This is a genomic window from Dermacoccus sp. MPR-E5, assembly GCF_058809565.1.
On sequence record NZ_JBXASS010000011.1, the window covers coordinates 1 to 22326 of the forward strand.

17 protein-coding genes are annotated in these 22326 nt (G+C 70.4%); 14 read left to right on the forward strand and 3 right to left on the reverse strand.

Annotation, left to right across the window (positions count from 1 at the left end; genetic code table 11):
* Positions 1-136 precede the first annotated feature (136 nt).
* Together cydD and cydC are read left to right on the forward strand one after the other, a co-directional pair.
* Positions 137-1741 carry a thiol reductant ABC exporter subunit CydD gene (cydD, locus tag AC1RS9_RS09710; protein WP_286697170.1) on the forward strand — a complete coding sequence of 535 codons (1605 nt, stop codon included), beginning with the start codon at positions 137-139 and terminating at the stop codon, positions 1739-1741.
* A complete protein-coding gene (cydC, locus tag AC1RS9_RS09715) occupies positions 1738-3549 on the forward strand; it encodes a thiol reductant ABC exporter subunit CydC (RefSeq protein ID WP_286697169.1) in 1812 nt (603 codons plus the stop codon). The genes cydD and cydC overlap by 4 nt, the downstream gene beginning before the upstream one ends.
* A 252-nt stretch (positions 3550-3801) precedes the next feature.
* Here the strand turns inward: cydC and AC1RS9_RS09720 are convergent, their stop codons facing one another.
* Entirely contained in the window at positions 3802-6615 is a 2814-nt protein-coding gene (locus AC1RS9_RS09720) for a DivIVA domain-containing protein (RefSeq protein WP_492921278.1), read from the reverse strand.
* Positions 6616-6936: 321 nt separating this feature from the next.
* On the opposite strand from AC1RS9_RS09720, the gene AC1RS9_RS09725 reads away from it, so the two are divergent.
* Positions 6937-7569, forward strand: coding sequence for a TetR/AcrR family transcriptional regulator (locus AC1RS9_RS09725; protein ID WP_492921280.1), 633 nt, complete (start codon positions 6937-6939; stop codon positions 7567-7569).
* Between the two features lie 162 nt (positions 7570-7731).
* Entirely contained in the window at positions 7732-10323 is a 2592-nt protein-coding gene (locus AC1RS9_RS09730) for an MMPL family transporter (protein WP_492921282.1), read from the forward strand.
* Positions 10324-10461: 138 nt separating this feature from the next.
* Here the strand turns inward: AC1RS9_RS09730 and AC1RS9_RS09735 are convergent, their stop codons facing one another.
* Entirely contained in the window at positions 10462-10707 is a 246-nt protein-coding gene (locus AC1RS9_RS09735) for a hypothetical protein (protein WP_171969817.1), read from the reverse strand.
* A 639-nt stretch (positions 10708-11346) separates the two neighbouring features.
* Between AC1RS9_RS09735 and bioB the strand changes: the two genes are divergently transcribed.
* The 3 genes from bioB (at position 11347) to AC1RS9_RS09750 (ending at position 14239) form a co-directional block, all read left to right on the forward strand.
* Positions 11347-12384, forward strand: a complete 1038-nt coding sequence (bioB, locus tag AC1RS9_RS09740; protein ID WP_006947112.1) for a biotin synthase BioB — start codon at positions 11347-11349, stop codon at positions 12382-12384.
* A gap of 26 nt (positions 12385-12410) precedes the next feature.
* The gene (bsaP, locus tag AC1RS9_RS09745; RefSeq protein ID WP_136788592.1) at positions 12411-12713 is read left to right on the forward strand and encodes a biotin synthase auxiliary protein BsaP; all 303 of its coding nucleotides are present in this window, start codon (positions 12411-12413) and stop codon (positions 12711-12713) included.
* 122 nt (positions 12714-12835) lie between these two features.
* Positions 12836-14239, forward strand: a complete 1404-nt coding sequence (locus AC1RS9_RS09750) for a M1 family aminopeptidase (RefSeq protein WP_074045919.1) — start codon at positions 12836-12838, stop codon at positions 14237-14239.
* A gap of 6 nt (positions 14240-14245) precedes the next feature.
* On the opposite strand, the gene AC1RS9_RS09755 is transcribed toward AC1RS9_RS09750, so the two are convergent.
* Positions 14246-14656, reverse strand: coding sequence for a hypothetical protein (locus AC1RS9_RS09755; RefSeq protein ID WP_006946976.1), 411 nt, complete (start codon positions 14654-14656; stop codon positions 14246-14248).
* Positions 14657-14803: 147 nt separating this feature from the next.
* Between AC1RS9_RS09755 and AC1RS9_RS09760 the strand changes: the two genes are divergently transcribed.
* The 7 genes from AC1RS9_RS09760 to AC1RS9_RS09790 all read left to right on the forward strand — a co-directional run bounded on the left by AC1RS9_RS09760 (position 14804) and on the right by AC1RS9_RS09790 (position 22280).
* Positions 14804-16171, forward strand: coding sequence for an adenosylmethionine--8-amino-7-oxononanoate transaminase (locus AC1RS9_RS09760; protein ID WP_074045918.1), 1368 nt, complete (start codon positions 14804-14806; stop codon positions 16169-16171).
* A complete protein-coding gene (locus AC1RS9_RS09765) occupies positions 16168-17502 on the forward strand; it encodes an 8-amino-7-oxononanoate synthase (RefSeq protein ID WP_242686768.1) in 1335 nt (444 codons plus the stop codon). The genes AC1RS9_RS09760 and AC1RS9_RS09765 overlap by 4 nt, the downstream gene beginning before the upstream one ends.
* Entirely contained in the window at positions 17499-18221 is a 723-nt protein-coding gene (bioD, locus tag AC1RS9_RS09770) for a dethiobiotin synthase (RefSeq protein WP_006947077.1), read from the forward strand. The genes AC1RS9_RS09765 and bioD overlap by 4 nt, the downstream gene beginning before the upstream one ends.
* Positions 18221-19348 carry a galactose-1-phosphate uridylyltransferase gene (gene galT / locus AC1RS9_RS09775; protein WP_115296657.1) on the forward strand — a complete coding sequence of 376 codons (1128 nt, stop codon included), beginning with the start codon at positions 18221-18223 and terminating at the stop codon, positions 19346-19348. Before bioD ends, galT begins: the two co-directional genes overlap by 1 nt.
* Positions 19345-20550 (forward strand): galactokinase, encoded by a 1206-nt coding sequence (galK, locus tag AC1RS9_RS09780; RefSeq protein ID WP_492921287.1) that lies wholly within the window; start codon positions 19345-19347, stop codon positions 20548-20550. The genes galT and galK overlap by 4 nt, the downstream gene beginning before the upstream one ends.
* A 370-nt stretch (positions 20551-20920) precedes the next feature.
* Positions 20921-21709: a VOC family protein gene (locus AC1RS9_RS09785; RefSeq protein WP_281711469.1), complete on the forward strand. Its 789-nt coding sequence runs from the start codon at positions 20921-20923 to the stop codon at positions 21707-21709.
* A gap of 91 nt (positions 21710-21800) precedes the next feature.
* Positions 21801-22280, forward strand: coding sequence for a hypothetical protein (locus tag AC1RS9_RS09790; protein WP_156444922.1), 480 nt, complete (start codon positions 21801-21803; stop codon positions 22278-22280).
* Positions 22281-22326: the final 46 nt, after the last annotated feature.

Genomic DNA, 22326 nt, shown 5'->3' on the forward strand with positions numbered 1-22326 from the left:
GGCCTCGACGCCTACCCGGGCAGCGCCACGCCGTTCGATCCTTGACTACGCGCTACACCCTCATCTGTGAAGAGCCCTCAAACATCCCGTTTCGCCCGCTGCGAGGGCTGTCACCGTCGGCTGCGAGAATGAGGCCATGCGTCCGTTCGACCCCCACCTGCTGCGCGCCGCGCCCGCCACCCGCCTCCCGGTCGCCGTGCTGGCCCTGCTGGGCGGCCTCGGCGGCATCGTGGCGATCGCACAGGCCGTGGCGGTGGCGCACCTCGTCGTCGCCGTCGTCGAGGGGCACGCGCTGCTGACGCCGGGCCTGTGGGTGCTGGCGCTGTTCGCAGCCCGCGGAATGCTCTCCGGCGCAACCGAACTCGCGGCAGCCCACGCGGGTGCACGCGTCTCCGGCGCGCTGCGCGAGGCCGCGATGCGCCGCTGGATGACGCAGACGGCGGACGAACGCCCCGCACCGAGCGCGATGCTGACGATGGCGACGAAGGGTGCCGCCGCCGTTGAGCCGTACGTCGCGCGCTATCTGCCGGCGCTCGTCACCGCGGGCGTCGTGCCGGTGCTCGCCGTCATCGCGATGCTGTGGGTCGACTGGCGCAGCGCGCTCATCGTCATCGTCACCCTGCCGTTGCTGCCGCTGTTCGCCGCGCTCATCGGCAAGTACACGCAGCGCGCCACGGCGGAACGCTGGGTCGAAACGACGATGCTCGCCGGTCACTTCGCCGACGTCGTTGCCGGGTTGCCGACGCTCGTCGCGTACGGGCGCGGCAGCCATCAGGTCGAGCAGGTGCGCAAGGTCGGTGATCGCCACCGCAGCGCGACGATGCGGACGCTCCGCATCGCATTCCTCTCCTCCGCAGCCCTCGACCTGCTCGCGACGATCTCCGTCGCGATGGTCGCCGTCGCCGTCGGCCTGCGCCTCGCGAACGGCCACGTCTCCCTGCTGACCGGCCTCATGGCGATCCTCATCGCCCCGGAGGCCTACTGGCCGATCCGTCGCGTCGGACAGGAGTTCCACGCGGCGGCCGACGGCGTCGAGGCCATCGACTCGCTGCTCGCCGACGAGCGTGAACGCCCCTGGCACGCCCCCGCACCCGAGACGTCGAGCGGCCTCGCGCGCGCCATGATGAGCGGCGTCACCTACACCTACCCGGGCCAGAGCGCGCCCGCGATCACGCACACGACGGGAGTCGTCCGCGACGGCCTCACGGCCCTCACCGGCCCGAGCGGCTCCGGCAAGTCGACGCTGCTCGAGATCCTCGCCGGCGCGCGCAAGCCCGATTCGGGGCGCCTCGAGGTGCCCAGCACGCACCTCGTCAGCCAACGTGCGTTCATCGCGCCGATGTCGGTGCGTGCCAACCTCGAGCTCGGCAACGACGCGAGCGTCGACGAGATGCGCACCGCGATGGCGGCCACGGGGTTCGACGACGTCGTCCTGTCGCTGCCCGACGGGGTGCGAACATCGCTGGGCGACAACGGTTTCGGCTTGTCCGCCGGGCAACGCGCGCGTCTCGTGCTGACGCGCGCCTGGCTCTCCGACGCGGCCATGGTGCTGCTCGACGAACCGACCGCACACCTCGACCCGGCGAGCGCCGCCGACATCCGCTCGGCCATCGTCGCGCTGAGCAAGCGCAAGCCGGTCGTCGTCGTCACCCATGACGACGCCCTTGCCGCCGCAGCCGACCATCAGTGGCGCGTCTCCGCCCGCTCACCCCAGCGTTACGACCAGGAGGTGAAGGCATGAGCAGCGTTGCCTCACAAGCCGATTCGAACACTGCGTCACGCCAGGGCGTGACACATGCCGATGTGACGCCCGACGATGTGGCACCCGCCGACGACGCGCGAGGCGGCATCGCGCGCGAGGGCGGATCGCGCCCGGATCGGCGCCGCCCGCTGCTCGTGCCGGTGCGCGGCGTCATCATCGCGGGCCTCATCGGCGCTCTCGCGTTCGCCTGCGGCGTGGCGCTGACGGCGACATCCGGCTGGCTCATCGTGCGCGCGAGCCAGCGCCCCATCGTCCTCACGCTGCTGACGGCGATCGTCGCGGTGCGCACGTTCGGCATCGGACGCCCCTTCTTCCGGTACGTCGAGCGGCTCGTCTCTCACAACGCGGCGCTGGCCGACCTCACCGAGCGGCGCACGGCGGCCTACCGTCAGCTGCTGCCGCTCACGCCCGCCCGGTTGGGCACTCGTCGACGCGCCGATCTGCTCTCCGGTGTCGTGCGCGATCTCGACGACGAGGTCGACATCCAGGTGCGCGTCATCGTCCCCCTCATCACGACGGTCGGTGCTGCCGCGGTGGCGCTCGTCGCGACGTTCCTCATCCATCCGCCGGCCGGGTTCGTCATGCTCGGGTTCATCGTCGTCGCGGCGCTCGTCGGGTGGCTGGATCTCGCCCTCGAGCGGCACGGGCAGGCGGCGTCCCTCAAGGCGCGCGGCCAGGTCGATCGCGTCGCGCACCTCGTGAGCTCCGGCGCCACCGAACTCGCGGCGATCGGCGCGACGGACGCTCCGATGGCGTGGCTCGCGCACGCGCAGAAGAACGTCGAGAAGGCCGCGACGGCGCAGGCACGCGGCCGTGCCGCAGGTGTTGCGCTCACGCTCCTCGCGACGGGCGCCGCCACCCTGCTCATGGCGTGGACGCTGGACGGCGAGGTCAGGTCGGGCGCCATCGACGGGCCGTTCGCCGCGCTGCTGCTGCTGACGCCGCTGGCGCTGGGCGACGTCGTCGGGCTCATCCCGGACGCGGTCGGTTCGTTCGCGCGCTCGGCCGCGGCCCGGGATCGTCTGCAGGCGCTGCTGACGCAGGAACCCGCCGTCGCCGCCCGCGGCACGCACGGCGTCGCCGACGGCGCGCCGACGATCGAACTCGACGACGTCACCGCGTCGTGGACGGGCGCGCGCACCGACACCGGCCCGCACACGCTGACGATCGCGCCGGGCGAGCATCTCGCCATCACCGGCCCGAACGGGTGCGGCAAGTCGACGCTGCTCGCCGTCCTCGCCCGCCACCTCGACCCCAGCGACGGCATCTGCCGCTGGGACGGCGTCGACGTGCGTGATCTCGACGCCGACGCCGTGCGCTCGCGCATCGCGTTCGTCGACGACGACCCGCACCTGTTCGCCGGGACGCTTGGCGCCAATCTGCTTCTTGCGCAGCCGGATGCGAGTGACGACGAGGTGCGCGCGGCACTGCGTCGCGCCGGCCTCGGTGGGTGGCTCGACGAGCTCACCGACGGCCTCGACACCCATCTCGGCGAGTACCTCGTCGGCGCCGGCCGTGACGGCGCCGCGACGGCCGGCACGGCCACCGAGCGCTCCCTCTCCGGCGGCGAACGCGCCCGCCTCGGCATCGCCCGTGCGCTGCTGAGCGAACGCCCCGTGATCGCGCTCGACGAACCCGTCGCTCACCTCGACGGCCCGACCGCCGACGCCGTCATCCGCGACCTGCTCGAAGCCAGTGGCGGGCGCACCGTTGTCATGGTGAGCCACCACCCCGTCGCCTTCGATGCGCTCGACCGCGTCGTCGAGTTGGAGTTCGCGCGAGCCTGATCACCTCGAGCCGGTCGGCGTTCGGTGCGTCGATGGACCAGGACGGCGAGCATCGCTGCCCCTGGGGCAAGAACGCACCGCCGGCGCGGGGTCGTCGGTGCGCCGAGCACCGTGGTCTCAGGGTGGCGACGCGCCGATGGGCAACGCCCAGCGAGTCAGGGAACGCCCATCGGTTCCTCAGCCCGCCACACGTTGCCCACCAGGATGGACGCGCCGGGGGCGGCGCGTCAGTGGCCTCGCCCAGCCCTTGAATCAGCCCCTGAAGATGCGACGCAGAATGCCCTTGCGGGACGTGTCGTCCCGCGTCGGCAACGGCTTGGGCGCCTCGATCGTCTCCGGCTGCTTCACGGCGTCGATCGGCTCGGCTGCGTCGATGGGCTCCGGACGTCCGACGCTCCAACCGTCGTCTTCATCATCACTCGACGGGGCCTGACCGCCGTTCGCGGCCCGCGTGTCGTCGGAGGCACGTTGCGGCGACGAACCGGCCGCTGCGTCACCGCCCGATCCGTCCACCTGGGGCGCGGGGACGCTGGAGGACGCGTCTGACGAGTCACCCACCGTCCGGGCCGTCTCGGCAGGCTCTCCATCTGCAGCGTGGCCTGCGGCCGCGAGGCGCTCGCGCTCGGCCGCGCGGCGGGCGAGTTCGGCGGCGACGGGCGCCGGGGCGCCCATCGCGTCGCGATCGTCGTGGGGCTCACGCACGCGAGCGACCTCCTCCTTGGCGGGGGCGACTCTGCGAAGCGCCGCAAATGCCGGCGCGGGTGCCTCGTCGTCTCCCCCGACGGCTGCGTTACGTGTCACTGACGGCTCGTCCTCGGGCGCAGCAGTGTGGGCATCGGACGCGGAGGTCTCGTCACGCGACTCGAACGCCTCACCCACGTGCGCCGACGCCTCGCGACGCGAGCCGGGCACCGCATCACGCGACGTGTGGGTCTCGTCGTGGGGTGCGCCGGCGTCGTCCACCTGAGCACGCGACGTGCCATCCGCCTCGGGCGACGGCACGCGCGGCGTCATCGCGGTCGGACCGCTCGGCTGGGCGAAGGGATCGAAGTCGTCTCCGGCGTGCGGGTCGAACGCGGCGACCGGCGCCTCGTCGGCAAACGGGTCGTCCGCGGCCACGTCGGAGGGATGAGACGCGACGGCCGGGTCACGCGACACGATCGGCTCGTTCCACGGCGACGACTCGGTCGTGGCACCGGTCTCCGTCGAAGCGGGAGCAGCGTCGGACGGCGTGCGGTCGAACGCACCCCCGTCCAGGCCAGCGTGATCGGGGACGGAATCCGCGGCTGCGGGGTCAGCCATCGCAGCCTCGGCAGGCGAGCCATCGGCGGACGAGCGATCGTCGTCGGCGGGGTCGGCGGCCGAGCCGGCGCGGGTCTCATCGAGGTGACGCGGTTCGCTCTGGTGCTCGGCAACCACGTCGCTGCGGGGCGCCGCCGGCTCGATCGGGGGGATCTCGGAGCCGGCGGGCTCGGCGAAGACCTCGGGCGTGGCGTAGGCGCTGAACTCGGGGTGGTAGTGCCCCTCCGCCTGGCGGTCAGCGTCGGACATCGCACGGCGAACATCGCCGCGGGGCAACGGAACCCGATGATCCGTCGCAGGGTAGGAGATGATCGATTCTTCGCTGACAGGCTCGTGTACGACGGGCACCTCACCTGCGCTCTGGGCCTCTGCGCCCTGCTCATCGACGTCGTTCGCGTCCGCGACCGACTCGGTGAACGCGTCGTCGGCAGCGCCGCCCGTCCACGACTGGCCCATCGAAGGACGGATGGTCGCCGCGCGCTGATCGCCCGGCTCGGCCGATCGCTCGATGTGTTCGATCGTCACGTCTCGCGACGCCTCGTCGCTCCTGTCGTCGCCCTCGTCGACGGGCGCGACCGCGTCGCGGCCAGAATCGTCGTCAGCGCCCTCGTCGTCGATCAGCTCGTCGCCGGTGGCGGCGAGTCCGCCACCAACAGGGTTCACCTGCGCCGACGCCTGCGACGCCTCGCGTCGGGCCTCGTCGCGCGCGTCGGCAGCTTCGTCGAGCGGCTCCCCACCGACGGGGTTGATGCCCTGCTGGACGGTCCGTTCGTCGTCGACGGCGTGCCCGTCGCCCTCGACGGCGTCATCGACGACGCGGCCGCCCGCACCTGCCTCGACGACGTGCTCGTCACTGGGGCCGCGCCGCTCTGAGTCGCCCGCGACATCTTCTGCATCGACCACACGCTGGGTGCGGTGATCGTCCTGAGCGCCCGCGTCATCATGCGCACCGAGGAATCCCCTCGCCGGGTCGCCCTCAGACTCGGCGTCGCCAGTCGCGAGAGCAGGCGCCTCGTGGTCAGCGTGCTCGTCGGCGTCATCCCACGATCCGTCGGGACGCACCCGCGGCACCTGCACGCCGGGCTCGGCGAGCCTCTCGTGACGGGTCTCGTCGGTCGGCTCCTCATCCCACGCGCCGTCGGGGCGAACCTGCGGCACGCGCACCCCGGGCTCGCCGAACGAGCCCCCACGCGAGTCGTCGACCTGGTCGTAGCCACGCTCTGGGGTGGGCTCCGCGCCACCACGCTGATTGTCGGCGCCAGAACGAACGCCGTCGGTCACCGCGGCGCTCTGCCACTCGTCGTCGGCCCTGGTGTCACTCTGAACCGCGCCGCGCGGCGCGCCTGACGCGACGGCGAGCGCCGCGGCGTCACGGACACCACCGTCGTCGCGCCGGGGGTCGGCGAAATCGTCGTCGCTCAACCCACTCGCGGGCTCCCACTCATCGTCGGCGTGGAGCGTCTCGCCGCCGTGCGAACCGGAGGTCTCGGCGGCGAACAGGCGCTGAGCGACGCGGTCGAGCAGGTCGTCGACGTCGTCCATGTCGTAGCCGCCGTTGACGTCGGCGGCTCGCTCGGGAAACTCCGCCTCCACGACCTCGTGGGACGTCACGGCGTCGGTGACGCTGCCGTGGCCCTGCTCGAGCGCCGTCAGCGTCGCGATGACACGGTCGAGGAAGTCGTCCACGGCCACCTCGTCGTATCCCGGCGTGCCGGCCGCGGCGCGGCGAAACTCGGCGTCGTGCACCTCGCGAGCGGTGATCATGGCCAATCCCCTTCGTCGTGACGTGCGCCGTCGAACGGCGCTGTTCTCGACCGAGCCTAGCCACCGGCGGCGCGTTCGCCCATGCACCGCGCCGACTCGTTCGATGACGCCGGACGCGGCCGTCGCCGCAGCCCCTTCACCGTGACGACCGATGTCCGTCCCAGGCTCCCTGCCCTGACGTCCGCCGCCACGCCCCGTCGCGCCATCGCAGCGAGCAGCACCCGCCGTGAGGCACGTCACCCGCACTGCGATTGCACTTGGGATGAGAAAAGTGCAACATTGCACTGCTGAAGATTTCAGTGCAACAGTCGAAGGGGGCCCGTGCACACCACAGCCTGCACCCAGCCCGCGTCTCGCACGGCGCGCGCGATGCGGCGTCTCGTCGAGATCCAGGAGGCCGCCGCGACCCTCGTCATCGAGCGGGGTTATGACGGTTTCACGATGGACGAATTGGCCGAACGCGTCGGCGTCAGCCGCCGCACCCTGTTCAATCACGTCCCGGACAAGGCCTCGGTCGTTCTCGGCCCGTTCGACGAGAACAACCCGCGCCCCGGGGCGCTCGAACTGTTCCTCGAGAAGCAGCCCCACGGCCGACTCGTCGACGATCTCGTCCACGCCATCGACACCGTCATCGCCTCCGCCGACGACCTGGACGCCACGAGCCCCGGACACCGCGCCCTCGTCAATCGGGCGATCATGTCCGACGCGAAAGTGATGCAACTCGTCGCCCACCGCTTCGAGGTCGTCGCCGCCATGCTGCGTGACGCCATCGCCCAGCGGGAGGGGTGGGAGCCGTCGGATCTGCGGGCCCGCGTCCTCGCCACGACGATGCTGAGCATGCTCAAGCTGACGCTCGACGATTTCGCGGGCGGTCAGGACGCTCCGCCGATCGACTTCACGACCCGATTCCACGAGGTGCTCGCAGCCGCCGTCGAGGTGCACGAAGAGCACTGAGGCAGCGACGCCCGCCCTCTCAGACCCCCATCAGCCCTTGTCCGTGAGCCCGCCCGATCGGCCCACGTTCACCACCCGTCTCGCACCACCGTCTCATCACCACCGTCTCGACGCACTGCGTCGCGCATCCTTCGTCCACCCGCCACTCGCAAGGAGATCGTCGTGGCAAACATCCTCTACCGCCTCGGGCGGACGGCTTACAAGAAGTGGCCGTTCTTCCTCGTCGGCTGGCTCATCGCGATCCTCGCGGTCGGTGGTTTCGCCGCCGCCAAGAGCAAGCCGATGTCCAGCGAGTTCACCATCCCCGGCATCCCGTCGCTCGAGGCGGCCGAGATGCAGAAGGAGCTCTTCCCCGACGCCAAGGCTGCCGACAAGCAGGTCAACGGCCAGATCGTCCTGAAGGCGCCGGCGGGTCACACGCTCTCCGAGCAGCCGTACAAGGGCCAGATCGACGCGCTCGTCAAGAAGTTGCAGAGCGCACCGCAGATGCCGAAGGGCGCTGAGGCGCAGACCATCGCGAACCCCGTCGTCGCCGCGCAGATGCAGAGCAAGCAGCTCGTCGCGCAGTCGATGAAGCAGGGCATGACGAAGGAGCAGGCCGAGGCGAACGCCCAGGCCCTGTCGCCGCTGTCGAAGGACGGGCGCATCGGCACGATCTCGTGGAACTTCGATGTCGAGAACGTCATGGACATCAAGCAGGACACGCAGAAGCAGATCCGTTCGGATGCCGCGGCCGAGGCGAAGAACGGTCTGACGATCGTCGCCGGCGGTCAGGGCATGCAGGAGATGATGCAGCCCGGCGGCACCTCGGAGCTCATCGGCATCGCCGTCGCGCTCGTCGTCCTCGTCATCACGTTCGGTTCGTTCGTCGCGGCGGGCATGCCGATCCTCAACGCCGTCATCGGGCTGCTGCTGGGCACGCTCGGCATCACGGGTGCGACGTACTTCTTCGACCTGCCGGAGACGACGACGGCGCTCGCGTCGATGATCGGTCTCGCCGTCGGCATCGACTACGCGCTGTTCATCCTGTCGCGTTACCGCAGCGAGCTGCGGCACGTCGACCGGACGAAGAACGACGAGCGTGCCCACGCGATGGGTCGTGCCCTCGGGACGGCCGGCTCGGCCGTCGTGTTCGCCGGTCTCACCGTCCTCATCGCGCTGTCCGCATTCTCGGTGCTCGGCATCGGCATGCTGACGGCGATGGGTCTCGGCGCCGCGGGCACCGTCTTCGTCGCCGTCATGGTCAGCCTGACGCTGCTGCCCGCTCTCATGGGCATGCTCAAGGGCAAGGCGTTCGGTGGGCGGGTGCGCAAGGACACGACCGCCGACGACTCCGACCACGACTTCGTCAACGGTTCGGTCCGACTCGGTCGCGGCATCCGCAAGGCTCCGTGGGCCGTCGCGCTCGGCGTCGTCGCCCTTCTGGGCGTGCTCGCGGCACCCGTGAGCAACCTGCACCTCGGCCTGCCCTCCGACGCCACGGCGGAGAAGAACACCGAGGCGCGTCAGAGCGCCGACCTGCTCGCCGAGGGCTTCGGCCCGGGCAAGAACGCCCCGATGATCGCCGTACTCGACGGACGTGACATCAAGGTCTCCGGCACGGACGCCGCGGCGCAGAAGGAACTCGCCGGCAAGCAGATGCAGGCGTACGGCAAGGTCGTGCAGTGGGCGTCGAAGGAGGACGACGTCGCCAACGCGCAGATCGTCCAGATGGCGAAGAAGGGTGACGGCGCCGTCGTCATGATCACGCCGAAGACGGGCCCCGCCGACAAGAAGACCGACGACCTGCTGACGCGCCTGCGCGACGGTCAGGCCGACATCGAGAAGTCGAGCAACGTCAAGGTCGGCATCACCGGCCAGACGGCGATCGCCGCAGACGTGTCGGAGAAGCTCAACGACGCGCTCGCGCCGTACCTCGCCATCGTCGTCGGGCTCGCGTTCGTCCTGCTCGTGCTCGTGTTCCGTTCGATCGTCGTGCCGCTGCTCGCGACGCTGGGCTTCCTCGCCTCGATCCTCGCGACGCTCGGCGTGACGGTGAAGCTCGTCCAGGACGGTATGTTCGGCTGGTTCGACCCGCAGCCCATCATGAGCTTCATGCCGACGCTGCTCATCGGCATCGTGTTCGGCCTCGCGATGGACTACCAGGTCTTCCTCACCACGCGCATGCGTGAGGCGTACGCCCACGGCATGGACGCACGCGACGCCGTCATCGACGGTTTCCGCCACTCGGGCCGCGTCGTCGTCGCCGCCGCGCTCATCATGATCTCGGTGTTCGCCGCGTTCGCCTCGCAGGACAACGCGCTCATCAAGACGATCGGTGTGTCGCTCGCGACGGCCGTCTTCCTCGACGCGTTCCTCGTGCGCATGATCCTCATCCCGGCCGTCATGCTCATGCTGGGCAAGCACGCCTGGTGGATCCCGAAGTGGCTCGACAAGATCATGCCCAACGTCGACGTCGAAGGTGAAAGCCTCAGCCAGCACGGCGCGCGCCCCGGCTCGCCCGAGCACGCTGCGGAGCGCGCAGCCGCCGGCACGACCGATGGGGTCGCCGCTGCGTCTGCCGGCTCGGCCGCCTCGTCCGACGCTGCGGGGACGGAGACGACGGACGCGGCCGCCTCGGAGCACGCGGCCACGACGCCCGGTCTGCACGGCGCGACGCCGGCGAGCATCGTCGAGGAACTCTTCGCCGGTGAGAGCCACTCGACGCCGAAGCACCTCGCCCGCGACGACGAGGACCGCCCGCGTACGAGCTGAGCGTCAGAGACCCGGCCGGCTGAGCGCTGACCGACGAAGCGGGCTCCGCGACCATCTGGTCTCGGAGCCCGCTTCGTCGTGTCAGGAGCTTTCGTCCGTGAGGTGCCTGGTCCGTCAGGGGTTTCGCCCGTCAGCGGTTCAGACGCGCGGCAGGTCGACGCCCGTCGTCGCAGCCGCGAGGGCCCACACGGATGCGGCGAGGGTCGGGCCCTTGGCGCTGCGGTACACCGGCACCTCGGCGGCCTCTCCGGTCATGCCGGTGCGGCTCTTCGGGCCGTAGAACGCGCCGTTCCGGGCCGCCGGGTCGGTGGCGGCCATGAGTTCGGGGCCGGCGCCCTGGACGGCGTCCATGCTCGGCAGCACGTCGGGGTCCACGATGCGCATCATCATCGTCGTGCGTCCGGAACCGAGCGCGGCGCCGGCGCTCTGCAGGTTGGTCTTCGTGTAGCCGGGGTGCGCGATGGTGGAAAGGAGCCTCCAGCCGCGCTCCTGCGGCGAGATGCAGGCCCATGAGCAGGTCGGCGAGCTTCGACTGGCCGTACGCGCGCCACGAGGAGTACTTCTTCTCCCACTCGAGGTCGGCGAAGTCGATCGACGCCGCCTGCGCGGCGATGCTCGACATCGTCGTGACACGCGGCGCGCGCCCCTCCAGCAGCGTCGGCAGGAGCAGGTTCGTCAGGACGAACGGGCCGAGGAAGTGGCTGCCCCACTGCAGTTCGTGGCCGTCCTTCGTCAGCATGCGCTCCGGGGGCGTCATGACGCCGGCGTTGTTGACGAGGACGTCGAGCCCCTTGCCGTCGCCGCGGATCTCGACGGCGAGGGCGTGGGCCGAAACGTCGAGGCGGCGCTTCGTCGCGTGGTGCAACCCCACCCGCTCGGGTGGGTATGCCCACGGCCGCCCGGGATGCGGGAGGCGCGGCGGGCCCGCGCGCCCTGCTCCTGACGGGGCAAGGCATTCAACACCTACTCGCCGGTTCAGGACCGGCGCCCAATTCTCGGTTAATGGTCGTTAACCTAGGCCGCATGACTATCACCGACGCACCGCTCACGCAGGCTCCCACGTCCGACGAGGACGTTCTGGCGCGCGCTCGCCGCATCGTGCTCGAGGAGGGCAAGCCGCTCGGCTACGACGACCTCGTCGAGGTGCTGCGCACAGGTGACGATCGCCTCGAGGAGCTGCTGCAGCTCGCCCATGAGGTGCGCCTGAAGTACAACGGCGACGAGGTCGAGGTCGAGGGCATCGTCTCCCTCAAGACGGGCGGCTGCCCCGAGGACTGCCACTTCTGCTCACAGTCGGGGCAGTTCACGTCGCCGGTGCGTTCGGTGTGGCTCAACATTCCGCAGCTCGTGCGCGCCGCGAAGCAGACGCGCGAGACGGGCGCGTCGGAGTTCTGCATCGTCGCCGCCGTGCGCGGGCCGGACGCGAAGCTCATGGAGCAGATGCGCGAGGGCGTCAAGGCGATCCACGACGAGGTCGACATCCAGGTCGCGGCGTCTCTCGGCATGTTGACGCAGGAGCAGGTCGACGACCTGCGCGACATGGGTGTGCACCGCTACAACCACAACCTCGAGGCCGCGAAGTCGTACTTCCCCGACGTCGTCACGACGCACACGTACGAGGAGCGCTGGGAGACGTGCACGATGGTCAAGGCCAGCGGCATGGAACTGTGCTGCGGTGGTCTCGTCGGCATGGGTGAGACGCTCGAGCAGCGCGCAGAACTCGCGTCGCAGCTCGCCGAGCTCGAGCCGCACGAGGTGCCGCTCAACTTCCTCAACCCGCGCCCCGGCACGCCGTTCGGCGACATCGAGCCGATGGAGTCGAACGACGCGCTGCGCACGATCGCCGCGTTCCGTCTCGCACTGCCGCGCACGATCCTGCGCTACGCGGGCGGCCGGGAGCTGACGCTCGGTGACCTCGGCACGCGTGACGGGCTCATGGGCGGCATCAACGCCGTCATCGTCGGCAACTACCTGACGACGCTCGGGCGCGACCCGAAGGAAGACCTGTCGTTGCTCGGCGAGCTCAACATGCCGATCAAGGCCCTCAACGCGACACTCTGACGCGCCCTGCACGAGAGATGACGACGATGAGTGACGCGACGCTGCCGGGCCGCGACCAGGGTGCGGTCGTGGGGGGCCCGGCTGTGCGTGGGCGGGGTTCGCAGGTCGCGGCGGCGGGCAACTCGGGTGATGAGCCCGCGTTCTGCACGCGGTGCGGGTTGGCGCCCGAGGCGGCCGACCACGCGACGTGCGCTCGGTGGCTCGCCTCGGAAGAGCCGCCGCGCTTCTGCGCGCAGTGCGCGCGGCGCATGAAGGTGCAGATCATCCCGACGGGATGGTCGGCCGAGTGCTCGCGTCACGGCGCGATCAGTGGCGGCGCCGGCGTCTGACCGCGAGTGGCCGGCAGACGCGAGGTCGTGAGCGACGTCGGGAGTGACCCGAGTCACATCTGAACGTATCCTGAGGGTTCAGGCATCGACAGGGGTCGAGGCCCATGTCGCGAGGGGGAACGATGCCCGAATTGACCTGTTCACACGTCAGCCGCCGGAATGCGCTCCTGGGCGGTGCGGGCGCCGCGGCCCTGGGCTGTGTCGCCACTTCGACGACGTCAGCACTGGCCGACACCACAGACCCCTCGTACCCGCGCTTCGGCGACAGCCGCTACCGCGTGCTGCACTACCAGATCGGTGACACGATCCTCACCGGCAGCTCGCCGCGGCTCTTCGGTTCGACGACGATGACGTGCGTCGCTGCGCGATCTATGACGAACCTCTTCGTCGACTTCCAGCACACACCGAACGTCGTGTCGATCAACGGCAAGGCCGTGCGATTCTCCAGGACGTCCAGCGTCGCCACGACGTACGGCGACCAGGGCGGGCATCGCCGATTCACCGTCAGCGGCTTCTCGCTGCCGGCGGGAGCGCGATTCACGCTCAAGGTCGGCTACAACGTCTCCGCCGACGCGAACCGCACCGCCTCGCTGTTGAGCGCCGGGCCGTACTTCGTCGTCGCCGGCGAGCCGATCGCCGCCACGCACTGGTTCCCGTGCAACGACCGGCTCGACGTGAAATCGACCTACGGCGTCAGCATCTCGACCCAGCGGGCCAACCGGGTCATGCTGGCGAGGCCGACCTCACAGACGTTCTACACCTCGGGCCGCACCGCGATGACGAACATTCGCTTCGCTGTCGCCGAACCCAGCGCCACCTACCAACTCGGCCTCGCCGTCGGGCCGTTCAGCGTCACCTCGGGTACGTGGTCGATCGGCGGGCGTGACGTTCCCTACGGCGTGGCGGCACAGCCGGGGCTCACGAAGTCGACCCTGCTCGATCACACCCCGCGGGCCTTGTCGTACTTCGCGGCGCGCTACGGCAGCTTCCCCTTCTCGCACGCAGGCGGGGTCTTGGTCAAAGATATTGGTGTGGGCGCTCAGGAGACCGTCGGCGGGCCGACCTACGACGCGTCCTGCAACACAGCCGCGTTCGTCGCCCACGAGAATGCGCACATGTGGTTCGGCAACAGCGTGACCGCGGCGAGTTGGGCGGACGTCGTGTTGATCCAGGAGGGCCTGGCGCAGCTCCTGGAATGGGACTATGTACAGATGTTGCGTGCCACGTCAGGCACCTCCGCCGCGATGTGGGCTCCCCTGCTGACGCCGCCCACGACCTGGCGCGTGCCGACCCACATGAAGGTGGAGAAGCTGACGTATCAGTACGCGGGTGGCCTCATGCGGGAGCTGCGCCGTGAGATGGACGGCTCGATCGAGCAGGCGCGCGCACCGCGCTTCACGGCATTCCTGCGCACGTTGGCCACGGGCCACGCCCACTCGAGCATCACCCGCGCCCAATTCAAGGCCGAGGCGCAGAAGGCCGCGGGCAAGGATCTCAGCGGTTTCCTTCGTCGCTACGGCATCTGATCTGCGCTACTCGGGCCGCGCGGCATCCGTCGTCCCGACGGTGGGATCCACGACGGACGAAGACGCGGCGGCTCGTCGCGCCTTCGCCCAGCACACCCATGCGCCGAGGCACACCATGACGATGGCGACGAGGTGCACGATCACGGCGGCGATGTCGCTGAACGGCGCGACCAGGATGACGAGAACGGCGAGCACCCCCACGATGAGCGCGTAACGCATCATGAAGGGCGCGGCGGCGCGGTTGGCGTCGAGCAACGCCTCAGGGGTACGTGCAACGCCGCGCGGGCGCAGCGCAAGCCTACCGCCGAAGGGCAGCGTGCCCGACGTGATCGAGCGTGCGAGCCACGCCGTCATTGCTGCGATGGCGGCGAGGACGCAGGCGCCGATCATGGCGGTCACCGCGAGATCCGTGATCATGGCCTCACAGTAGCGAGAACGGCCGACAACCGCGGAAGGACGCGGTTGTCGGCGCTCGATCCTAGGGTGAGACGCATCACGCCGCCCGTGCTCGAGACCGCCTTCCGGACTCGCGGGTAACCGGGCGTGGGATGAGAGGATGCGGCCATGACCACGGACGTCGACGCGCTGCTCACCCTCGACGCCGCCCACGTGTGGCACCCCTACGCGAGTGCCACGGCAGGAGTACCGCCCCACGTCGTCGAGTCCGCCTCCGGCGTGCGGCTGCGTCTCGTCGAGGCCGACGGAACGCGCCGCGACGTCATCGACGCGATGAGCTCGTGGTGGTGCGCCGTGCACGGCTACGGCGTGCCGGAGCTCGATGCGGCTGCCACGGGGCAGCTACAGCGCATGTCGCACGTCATGTTCGGCGGTTTGACGCACGAACCCGCGATCCGGCTCGCCGAGCGCCTCGTCGCGATGGCGCCGCACCCACAGCCGGAACGTGCGGCGTTGAACCGAGTGTTCCTCGCCGATTCGGGCTCCGTCAGCGTCGAGGTGGCAATGAAGATGGCGCTGCAGTGCTTCGCCGCCGACGACCGGCCACGGCGTCGCATCCTCACCGTCCGCGGCGGCTACCACGGCGACACGTTGCACCCGATGAGCGTCTGCGACCCCGACGGCGGTATGCACACGCTCTGGCGCGGCACGCTGCCCGAGCAGATCTTCGCGCCGCTGCCGCCCGCACCCGCGGACCCGTCTTCCGGCCTCGTCGCTGACGCGGGCGAGATGGCCGCGTGGAAGGACGAGACCGCGCGCTTGTTCGCCGAGCACGCCGACGACATCGCGGCCGTCATCCTCGAACCCCTGCTGCAGGGCGCCGGCGGCATGCGGATCCACGACCCGGAGTGCGTGCGATTCCTCGCCGAACTCGCCCGTGAGCACGGGGCGCTCGTCATCTTCGACGAGATCGCCACCGGTTTCGGACGCACCGGCACCCTCTGGGCGGCCGAACGCGTCGGCGTCACACCCGACATCATGTGCGTCGGCAAGGCGTTGACCGGTGGGTACCTGACCCTCGCCGCAACGCTGTGCAGCGACGAGGTGGCCCAGCGCATCAGCGATCGCACGGGTGCTGTCATGCACGGCCCGACATTCATGGGTAACCCCCTCGCGTGCGCCGTCGCACTTGCGAGCCTCGACCTGCTCGACGCCGAACGCCTCACGCGCGCAGCACACTTCGAGGGCGCCCTCGAGGCCGGGCTCGGCCCGCTGCGCAGCATCGCGGGTGTGAAGGACGTTCGCGTCATCGGTGCGGTCGGCGTCGTCGAGTTGGAGGGCGACGTCGACATGACGCGCGCTACTGAGGCGGCACTGGCCGAAGGCGTCTGGATCCGCCCGTTCCGGGGCCTCATCTACACGATGCCGCCGTACGTGTGCACCGACGATGATCTCGCGACGATCGTGCGCGGCGTCACGGCCGCAGTGCGGGCGAGCGTCGACGCCGGCTACCGAGCTAGCGAGGAGTCGCGATGAGCAGGCCTGACGGAATGGAGCCCGAAGCCTCGACGGACGGCGCAGCCGTGCCACGCGGGGGCCTTGACGCGGGCGCCTCAGCCCCAGCGGATGCGACCGTCCGCGGCGGTCAGGTCGATCAATACGCCGTCTTCCTGCGCGACGCCGCACAGCGCCGCGAAGAGCTGGGCCTCACCCGCACGGCCGTCGACGACCAGCTCGACGGCGTCCGCATCGACCTCGCCGGCAACGACTACCTCGCGCTGCGGCGACACCCTGACGTCATCGCCGCAGCCGTCGCCGCGCTCCAGGACGACGGTGCGGGCGCCGGTGCGAGCCGCCTCGTGACGGGCACGCATGCCTCGCACGTCACACTCGAACGCGAACTCGCCGCGCACCTGGGGCATGAGGCCGCACTCGTGTTCTCCACGGGCTACCACGCCAATCTCTCCCTCATGACGGCCCTCGGCACGGCTGACACGGTCATCATCAGCGACGCGCACAACCACGCGAGCCTCATCGACGGGATGAGGCTCGCGAAGGCGCGCGTCGCCGTCACTCCGCACCTCGACGTGGCCGCGGTCCGCGACGAGCTCGTCGAACGCACCGAGCCGCGCGCCGTCATCGTCGTCGAGTCGATCTTCTCGGTGCTCGGGGATGCTGCCCCGCTGCGCGAACTGCTCGACCTCGCGATCGAGCACGATGCGCTCCTGGTCGTCGACGAGGCACACGGCCTCGGAGTCATCGGCGAGCGGGGCGAAGGCCTTGTGCGGGCGCTCGGTCTGCTCGATCGCCCGGGCCGCGAGCGCATCATCACGACTGTGACGTTGTCGAAATCCCTCGCCGCCCAGGGCGGCGCGGTCCTCGGCTCGGCCGCGCTGCGCGAGCATCTCGTCAACACGGCACGCCCGTTCATCTTCGACACCGGCCTGGCTCCCGCGTCAGCCGGAGCCGCGCTGGGTGCTCTGCGCCAGCTCGTCGCGCGACCCGAACTCGCCGCACGCACCCGAGAGGTCGCAGCACGACTGGCCGACATCGTCGGCGTCGAGGCGCCTGCGGGCGCCGTCCTCAGCGTTCCCATGCCGTCACCGCGCAGTGCCGTGTCCGCCGTCGACGCTGCCCGACGAGAGGGCCTGCGCATCGGCTGCTTCCGCCCACCGAGCACACCCGACGGCATCTCGCGCCTACGCCTGACGGCCAACGCCGGTATCACTGACGACGACCTCGCAGACGTCGAACGCATCATGCACGGCGTGCTTCGCGAGACGTCGCACGAACGAGCCGGCAGCTCGGAGTCGCCGCGACCTGCTGCCGGCCCGCCCGCTTCCCCACCTCTCGAGGAGATCGCATGACCGCGCCCATCCTGCTCGTCACCGGCACCGACACCGAGGTCGGCAAGACGGTGACGACGGCCGCCATCGCCGCGGCTCTCATCGCTCAGGGCATGCACGTGGCCGTCGTCAAACCCACGCAGACGGGTCTCGCGCCGGGCGAGGCCGGCGACGTCGACGAGGTGGCGCGTCTTGTCGGTGATCTGGGTGGCGACGACGCGGCCACGGGCTCGCTCACGACGCACGAGTTCGTCCGGCTGCCCGACCCGCTCGCCCCCGATTCCGCAGCTCGGCTGGCCCAGGTGACGCTGCCGACGGTCGCCGAGCACGCTCGTCGCGTCCTCGAGATCGCCGAGAGGGACGACGTCGACACCGTCATCGTCGAAGGTGCCGGGGGGCTGCTCGTGCACCTCGACGGCGAGGGCAACACCCTGGCCGACCTTGGAATCGCGTTGCGCGACGCCGGCGCTCGCGCCGGTTTCGTCCTCGTCGTCGCCTCGCGCCTGGGCACCCTCAACGTCACGGCGCTGACCGCCGAGGCGCTCGCTCGCCGCGAGCTCGACCTCATCGGGTACGTCGTCGGCAGCTACCCGAGCGAGCCCGATCTCGCCGAGCGCACCAACATCGACGACCTGCCCACCGCGGCCGGCACCCAGCCCCTCGGCCGCATCCCGACCGGCGCGGCTAGCCTGGAGCCTGCCGAATTCCGCACGCACGCAACAGAATGGGTGCATCTGTGATGTTCCGAACCGACGGCCGTCTCGCTGACGGCCGCACGATCCGCTGGTACGACCGCACCGCGGGCCGTGAGCCGAGCCCCGACACCCGCGACCTGCCGACGACGACCCCGATGTCGCAGATCCGTCGCGATCCACTGACCGGCGAACGGATCGTGCTCGCCGCGCACCGGCAGAACCGCACGTTCATGCCGCCCGCCGACGAGTGCCCCCTGTGCCCCAGTCGCGACGGATACGCGAGCGAGGTGCCGTCCGACTCGTACGAGGTCGCCGTGTTCGACAACCGCTTCCCGGCACTGTCGGACGCGGTCGTCGACGTCCCGACCGAGGACGACCCGCTGTTCGCCTCGGCTCCCGCGCACGGCACGTGCGAGGTGGTGTGCTTCAGCGAACGACACGACGCGTCGTTCAAGGATCTCGGCCTCGAGCAGGCGCGCCTCGTCGTCGACGCGTGGGCCGACCGCACGCGCGAGCTGTCCGCGCGCGACAGCGTCGAGTACGTCTATCCGTTCGAGAACCGCGGCGTCGAGATCGGGGTGACGCTGCCACACCCGCACGGGCAGATCTACGCGTTCGGGTTCGTGCCGCCACGCGCGGCGACGGAGTTGGCGCGCGCCCGCGCCCACCATGACGCGACGGGGCGCAACCTGTTCGGCGACGTCATCGCCCGCGAACTCGCCGACGGCGCCCGCATCGTCGCCGAGAACGACACCTGGGTGGCGTTCGTGCCGTTCGCGGCGCGCTGGCCCGTCGAGGTGCACCTGTATCCGCGGACGCAGGTGGCCGACCTTGCGGCCCTCGACGACGCCCAGCGCGACGGGCTCGCGGCGCTGTACCGCGACGTCCTCACCCGCTTCGATGCCCTCTACGACGCGCCGCTGCCGTACATCTCGGCGTGGCAGCAGGCGCCGGCCAAGGCCGATCACCCGGACCGCGAGCTCGCGTGGCTGCACGTCGAGCTGTTCTCTATTCGTCGCAGCGCCGACAAGCTGAAGTACCTCGCCGGCACCGAGTCGGGGCAGGGTGCGTTCAGCAACGACGTCTCCCCCGAAGCTGTCGCACAGCGCCTGCGTGAGGTGGCAGACGCGTTCGACGGCGGCTCAGGCCGCGAAGTGGGTGAGTCGTCATGACGACGCCGACCTCGACGCAGCGTCGCCTGCTCGACGACGCGAGCTCCCTGTTCGATCGCGAGTTCGGCTCGGACGCAGGCGAACCCGACGGTGCGTGGTGGGCGCCGGGCCGCGTCAACATCATCGGTGAGCACACCGATTACAACGGTGGCTACGTCCTACCCATCGCCCTGCCGACGGGTACGGTTGCCGTCGCACGTCGGCGCGACGACGATCTCGTGCGCCTCGCCTCTGAAGGCAAGCGTGTCGAGGTGCGTCTCGGCGAGGTGTCGCGGGAGGCGGGCCTCGGATGGGCGTCCTACGCCGCCGGCGTGGGATGGGCCGCCCGTCGCGACGGCCTCGACGTGCCGGGGCTCGACATCGCGTTCGCGGCCGACGTACCGCGCGGCGCCGGGTTGTCGTCGTCGGCGTCCTTGAGTTGTGCGACGGCGTCGGCGTGGAACGACCTCGCCGGCTGGGGGCTCGACGGGTCGGGCATCGCCAGGCTCGGGCGCCTCGCCGAGAACGAGATCGCGGGAGCACCGACCGGAACGATGGATCAGCTCGCGTCCGTGCTCTGCGAACCGGGGAACGCGCTGCGACTCGACACGCTGACGAACGAGACGATGCAGGTGCCGTTCGACCTCGCCGACGCGGGCCTCGCGCTGCTCGTCGTCAACTCGCACGCGCCGCACGAGCTCGTCGACGGTGCGTACGGCGAGCGCCGCCGCGCGTGTGAGGAGGCCGCCGACGCCCTGGGCATCGCCCGCGGGCGACTGTGCGCCAAGATCGACGGACGCGACGTCGACGCCGTCGATGCGCGTCTCGCCGGGCTGCCCGACGTGCCGCGCCGCCGCGCGCGCCACGTCATCACCGACTCCGCGCGGGTCCTCGCCGTCGACGCTCTCCTGACCGGTGGCGTGACGCGGGACAAAGCGCCTGACGTCGGGGCGCTGCTCACGGAGTCACACGTCAGCATGCGCGACGATTTCGAGATCACCGTCCCGGCCGTCGACACGCTCGCCGCCGCACTCGTCGCCGGTGGCGCGTACGGCGCACGCATGACGGGCGGGGGTTTCGGCGGGTGCGTCATCGCGCTCGTCGACGTCGAAGGCGTCGATGATGCCGTCGCGGCCGCTCGACGCGCGGCGCACGACGGCGGCTTCCCCGAGCCGGAGCCCTTCGTCGCGCTTGCGAGCGCGGGGGCGCATCGGCTCGTCTGAGCGACCTGGTCGCAGTGACTCGACGATCGGCGGTCCAGGCTGATCGACGGGTGCCACAGGTGCTACCCGTCGCGCCCGTCGCGAACGCAGTTCTCCACGCTCGGCGCACACCGAACGGCGGGGGCCAGCCTCGCGGCGTCGACCGGCGTTGTGCTGCGCGATGGTGTCGAGCCCGTCGACCGAATCCTGAGGTATCTCGGGGCCGGCGTAGGCGAGGCCTGTCGGCGCCTCATGCGCGAGGCGCCGACGCACCGCGGACAAGATGCGATTCCCGGCAGGCCCGGAACCGCGCAGTTATCAGCGTCACGTGATTGGCTGGGAACGTCACCGAGCGAGGCCGGCTGGCCTCACCGCGACCGAAGGAGTCGTCATGCCAACCCGCACCACGAACTGGCCCGCCGGCACGCCCAACTGGGTCGACTGCAGCTTCGACCACATGCACCGAGCGAAGGATTTCTACGCCAAGCTGTTCGGCTGGGAGATCCGCGAGGGCGGTGACGACATGGGCGGCTACGCCGTCGCGCTCAAGCATCACCACGCTGCTGCCGGGCTGGCGCCGCGCATGCAGCCCGACGTTCCGAGCGCGTGGTCCACGTTCTTCGCGAGCGACGACGTCGACGCGACCGCTGGCGCCATCCGCGACGCCGGCGGCCGCACGCTCGTCGAGCCGATGGACGTGCCGAACACAGGACGCATGGCGTTCTTCCAGGATCCCGAGGGGGCCGCGTTCGGTGTCTGGCAGGGCGGCGAGCACCCCGGGTTCGGCATCTTCAACGAGCCCGGTTCCGTGGGCTGGAACGACCTCATGACGCGCGACCTCGAGGGCGCGAAGTCGTTCTACGGCAAGGTTTTCGGCTTCTCCTACGAGGAGATGGGCACCGACTACGTCACGATCAAGCGCGCGAGCGACGGCGAGGTCGTCGCGGGCATGCACCTCGCGACGCAGCTGCCCGACGACGTTCCCGCGAACTGGTTGACGCACTTCGTCGTCGCCGACCGCGACTCCACCGTCGCCATCGTCGAAGAGCTCGACGGCGAGGTGCTCATGAGCTTCGACACCCCGTTCGGGCCGGAGGCGACGATTCGCGGGCCCGAGGGTGAGACCTTCAACGTCATCGCTTTCTCACCCGAGGCCGAGAACGGTCGAGACGCCGAGTGACGAGCGGGTGAGGTAAGCCAGCCCTGACCCAGGAAAATCCCGGGTACTTGTCAGGTCTGCCGGTTACGGACGAGAGCCTTCTCCTAGGTGGATGCGGTTTGCTGTGGGGACACTGCTCCATCCCCCGCGAAGGACCATCATGACGAGCTCCACGCCCGCGAATTCCTCAGCCGCGACGGCACCCACTCGTACGTTCGCAGCACTCGTCGGCGTCGCGTCGCTCGCCGTGCTGCTGCAGGGCCTGTGGGCCGGATTGTTCATGTCGACGCCCGACACCGACCCTGAGAAGACGCCCTGGCTCGAGGTCCATTCGTGGTGCGGGAAGGCCGCCATCGGGTTCGCGCTCCTCGCCACGGTGTGGGCGTTCCTGAAGCTGCGTGAACGCACCGACCTGACCTTCGGCGCGCTGGCGTTGACGGTGCTGTTGATCCTCGAGGCCTATCTCGGGGGGGCTCATCGTGGACGAGGGCAAGGACGTCATGGCCGCCGTCCACGTCCCGCTGGCGATGGCGCTCATGGGCCTGGCGGTGTGGCTCCCGCTGCGGGCCCGAAAGCGCTGACTCCACCGTGAGGACGAGCCTCGGATGCGACACGCGTCCGGGGCTCGTCGTTTGGAA

Excerpts from the sequence above, each read along its gene's own strand:
- AC1RS9_RS09755 (WP_006946976.1), bottom strand. The coding sequence starts at position 14,656 with ATGATCACGGATCTCGCGGTGACCGCCATGATCGGCGCCTGCGTCCTC.
- galK (WP_492921287.1), top strand. The coding sequence starts at position 19,345 with ATGACGACGCCGACCTCGACGCAGCGTCGCCTGCTCGACGACGCGAGC.
- cydD (WP_286697170.1), top strand. The coding sequence starts at position 137 with ATGCGTCCGTTCGACCCCCACCTGCTGCGCGCCGCGCCCGCCACCCGC.
- AC1RS9_RS09760 (WP_074045918.1), top strand. The coding sequence starts at position 14,804 with ATGACCACGGACGTCGACGCGCTGCTCACCCTCGACGCCGCCCACGTG.
- AC1RS9_RS09785 (WP_281711469.1), top strand. The coding sequence starts at position 20,921 with ATGCCAACCCGCACCACGAACTGGCCCGCCGGCACGCCCAACTGGGTC.
- cydC (WP_286697169.1), top strand. The coding sequence starts at position 1,738 with ATGAGCAGCGTTGCCTCACAAGCCGATTCGAACACTGCGTCACGCCAG.
- bioB (WP_006947112.1), top strand. The coding sequence starts at position 11,347 with ATGACTATCACCGACGCACCGCTCACGCAGGCTCCCACGTCCGACGAG.
- bsaP (WP_136788592.1), top strand. The coding sequence starts at position 12,411 with ATGAGTGACGCGACGCTGCCGGGCCGCGACCAGGGTGCGGTCGTGGGG.
- AC1RS9_RS09790 (WP_156444922.1), top strand. The coding sequence starts at position 21,801 with ATGCGGTTTGCTGTGGGGACACTGCTCCATCCCCCGCGAAGGACCATC.
- bioD (WP_006947077.1), top strand. The coding sequence starts at position 17,499 with ATGACCGCGCCCATCCTGCTCGTCACCGGCACCGACACCGAGGTCGGC.
- AC1RS9_RS09750 (WP_074045919.1), top strand. The coding sequence starts at position 12,836 with ATGCCCGAATTGACCTGTTCACACGTCAGCCGCCGGAATGCGCTCCTG.
- AC1RS9_RS09735 (WP_171969817.1), bottom strand. The coding sequence starts at position 10,707 with ATGCGCATCGTGGACCCCGACGTGCTGCCGAGCATGGACGCCGTCCAG.
- AC1RS9_RS09720 (WP_492921278.1), bottom strand. The coding sequence starts at position 6,615 with ATGATCACCGCTCGCGAGGTGCACGACGCCGAGTTTCGCCGCGCCGCG.
- galT (WP_115296657.1), top strand. The coding sequence starts at position 18,221 with ATGTTCCGAACCGACGGCCGTCTCGCTGACGGCCGCACGATCCGCTGG.
- AC1RS9_RS09765 (WP_242686768.1), top strand. The coding sequence starts at position 16,168 with ATGAGCAGGCCTGACGGAATGGAGCCCGAAGCCTCGACGGACGGCGCA.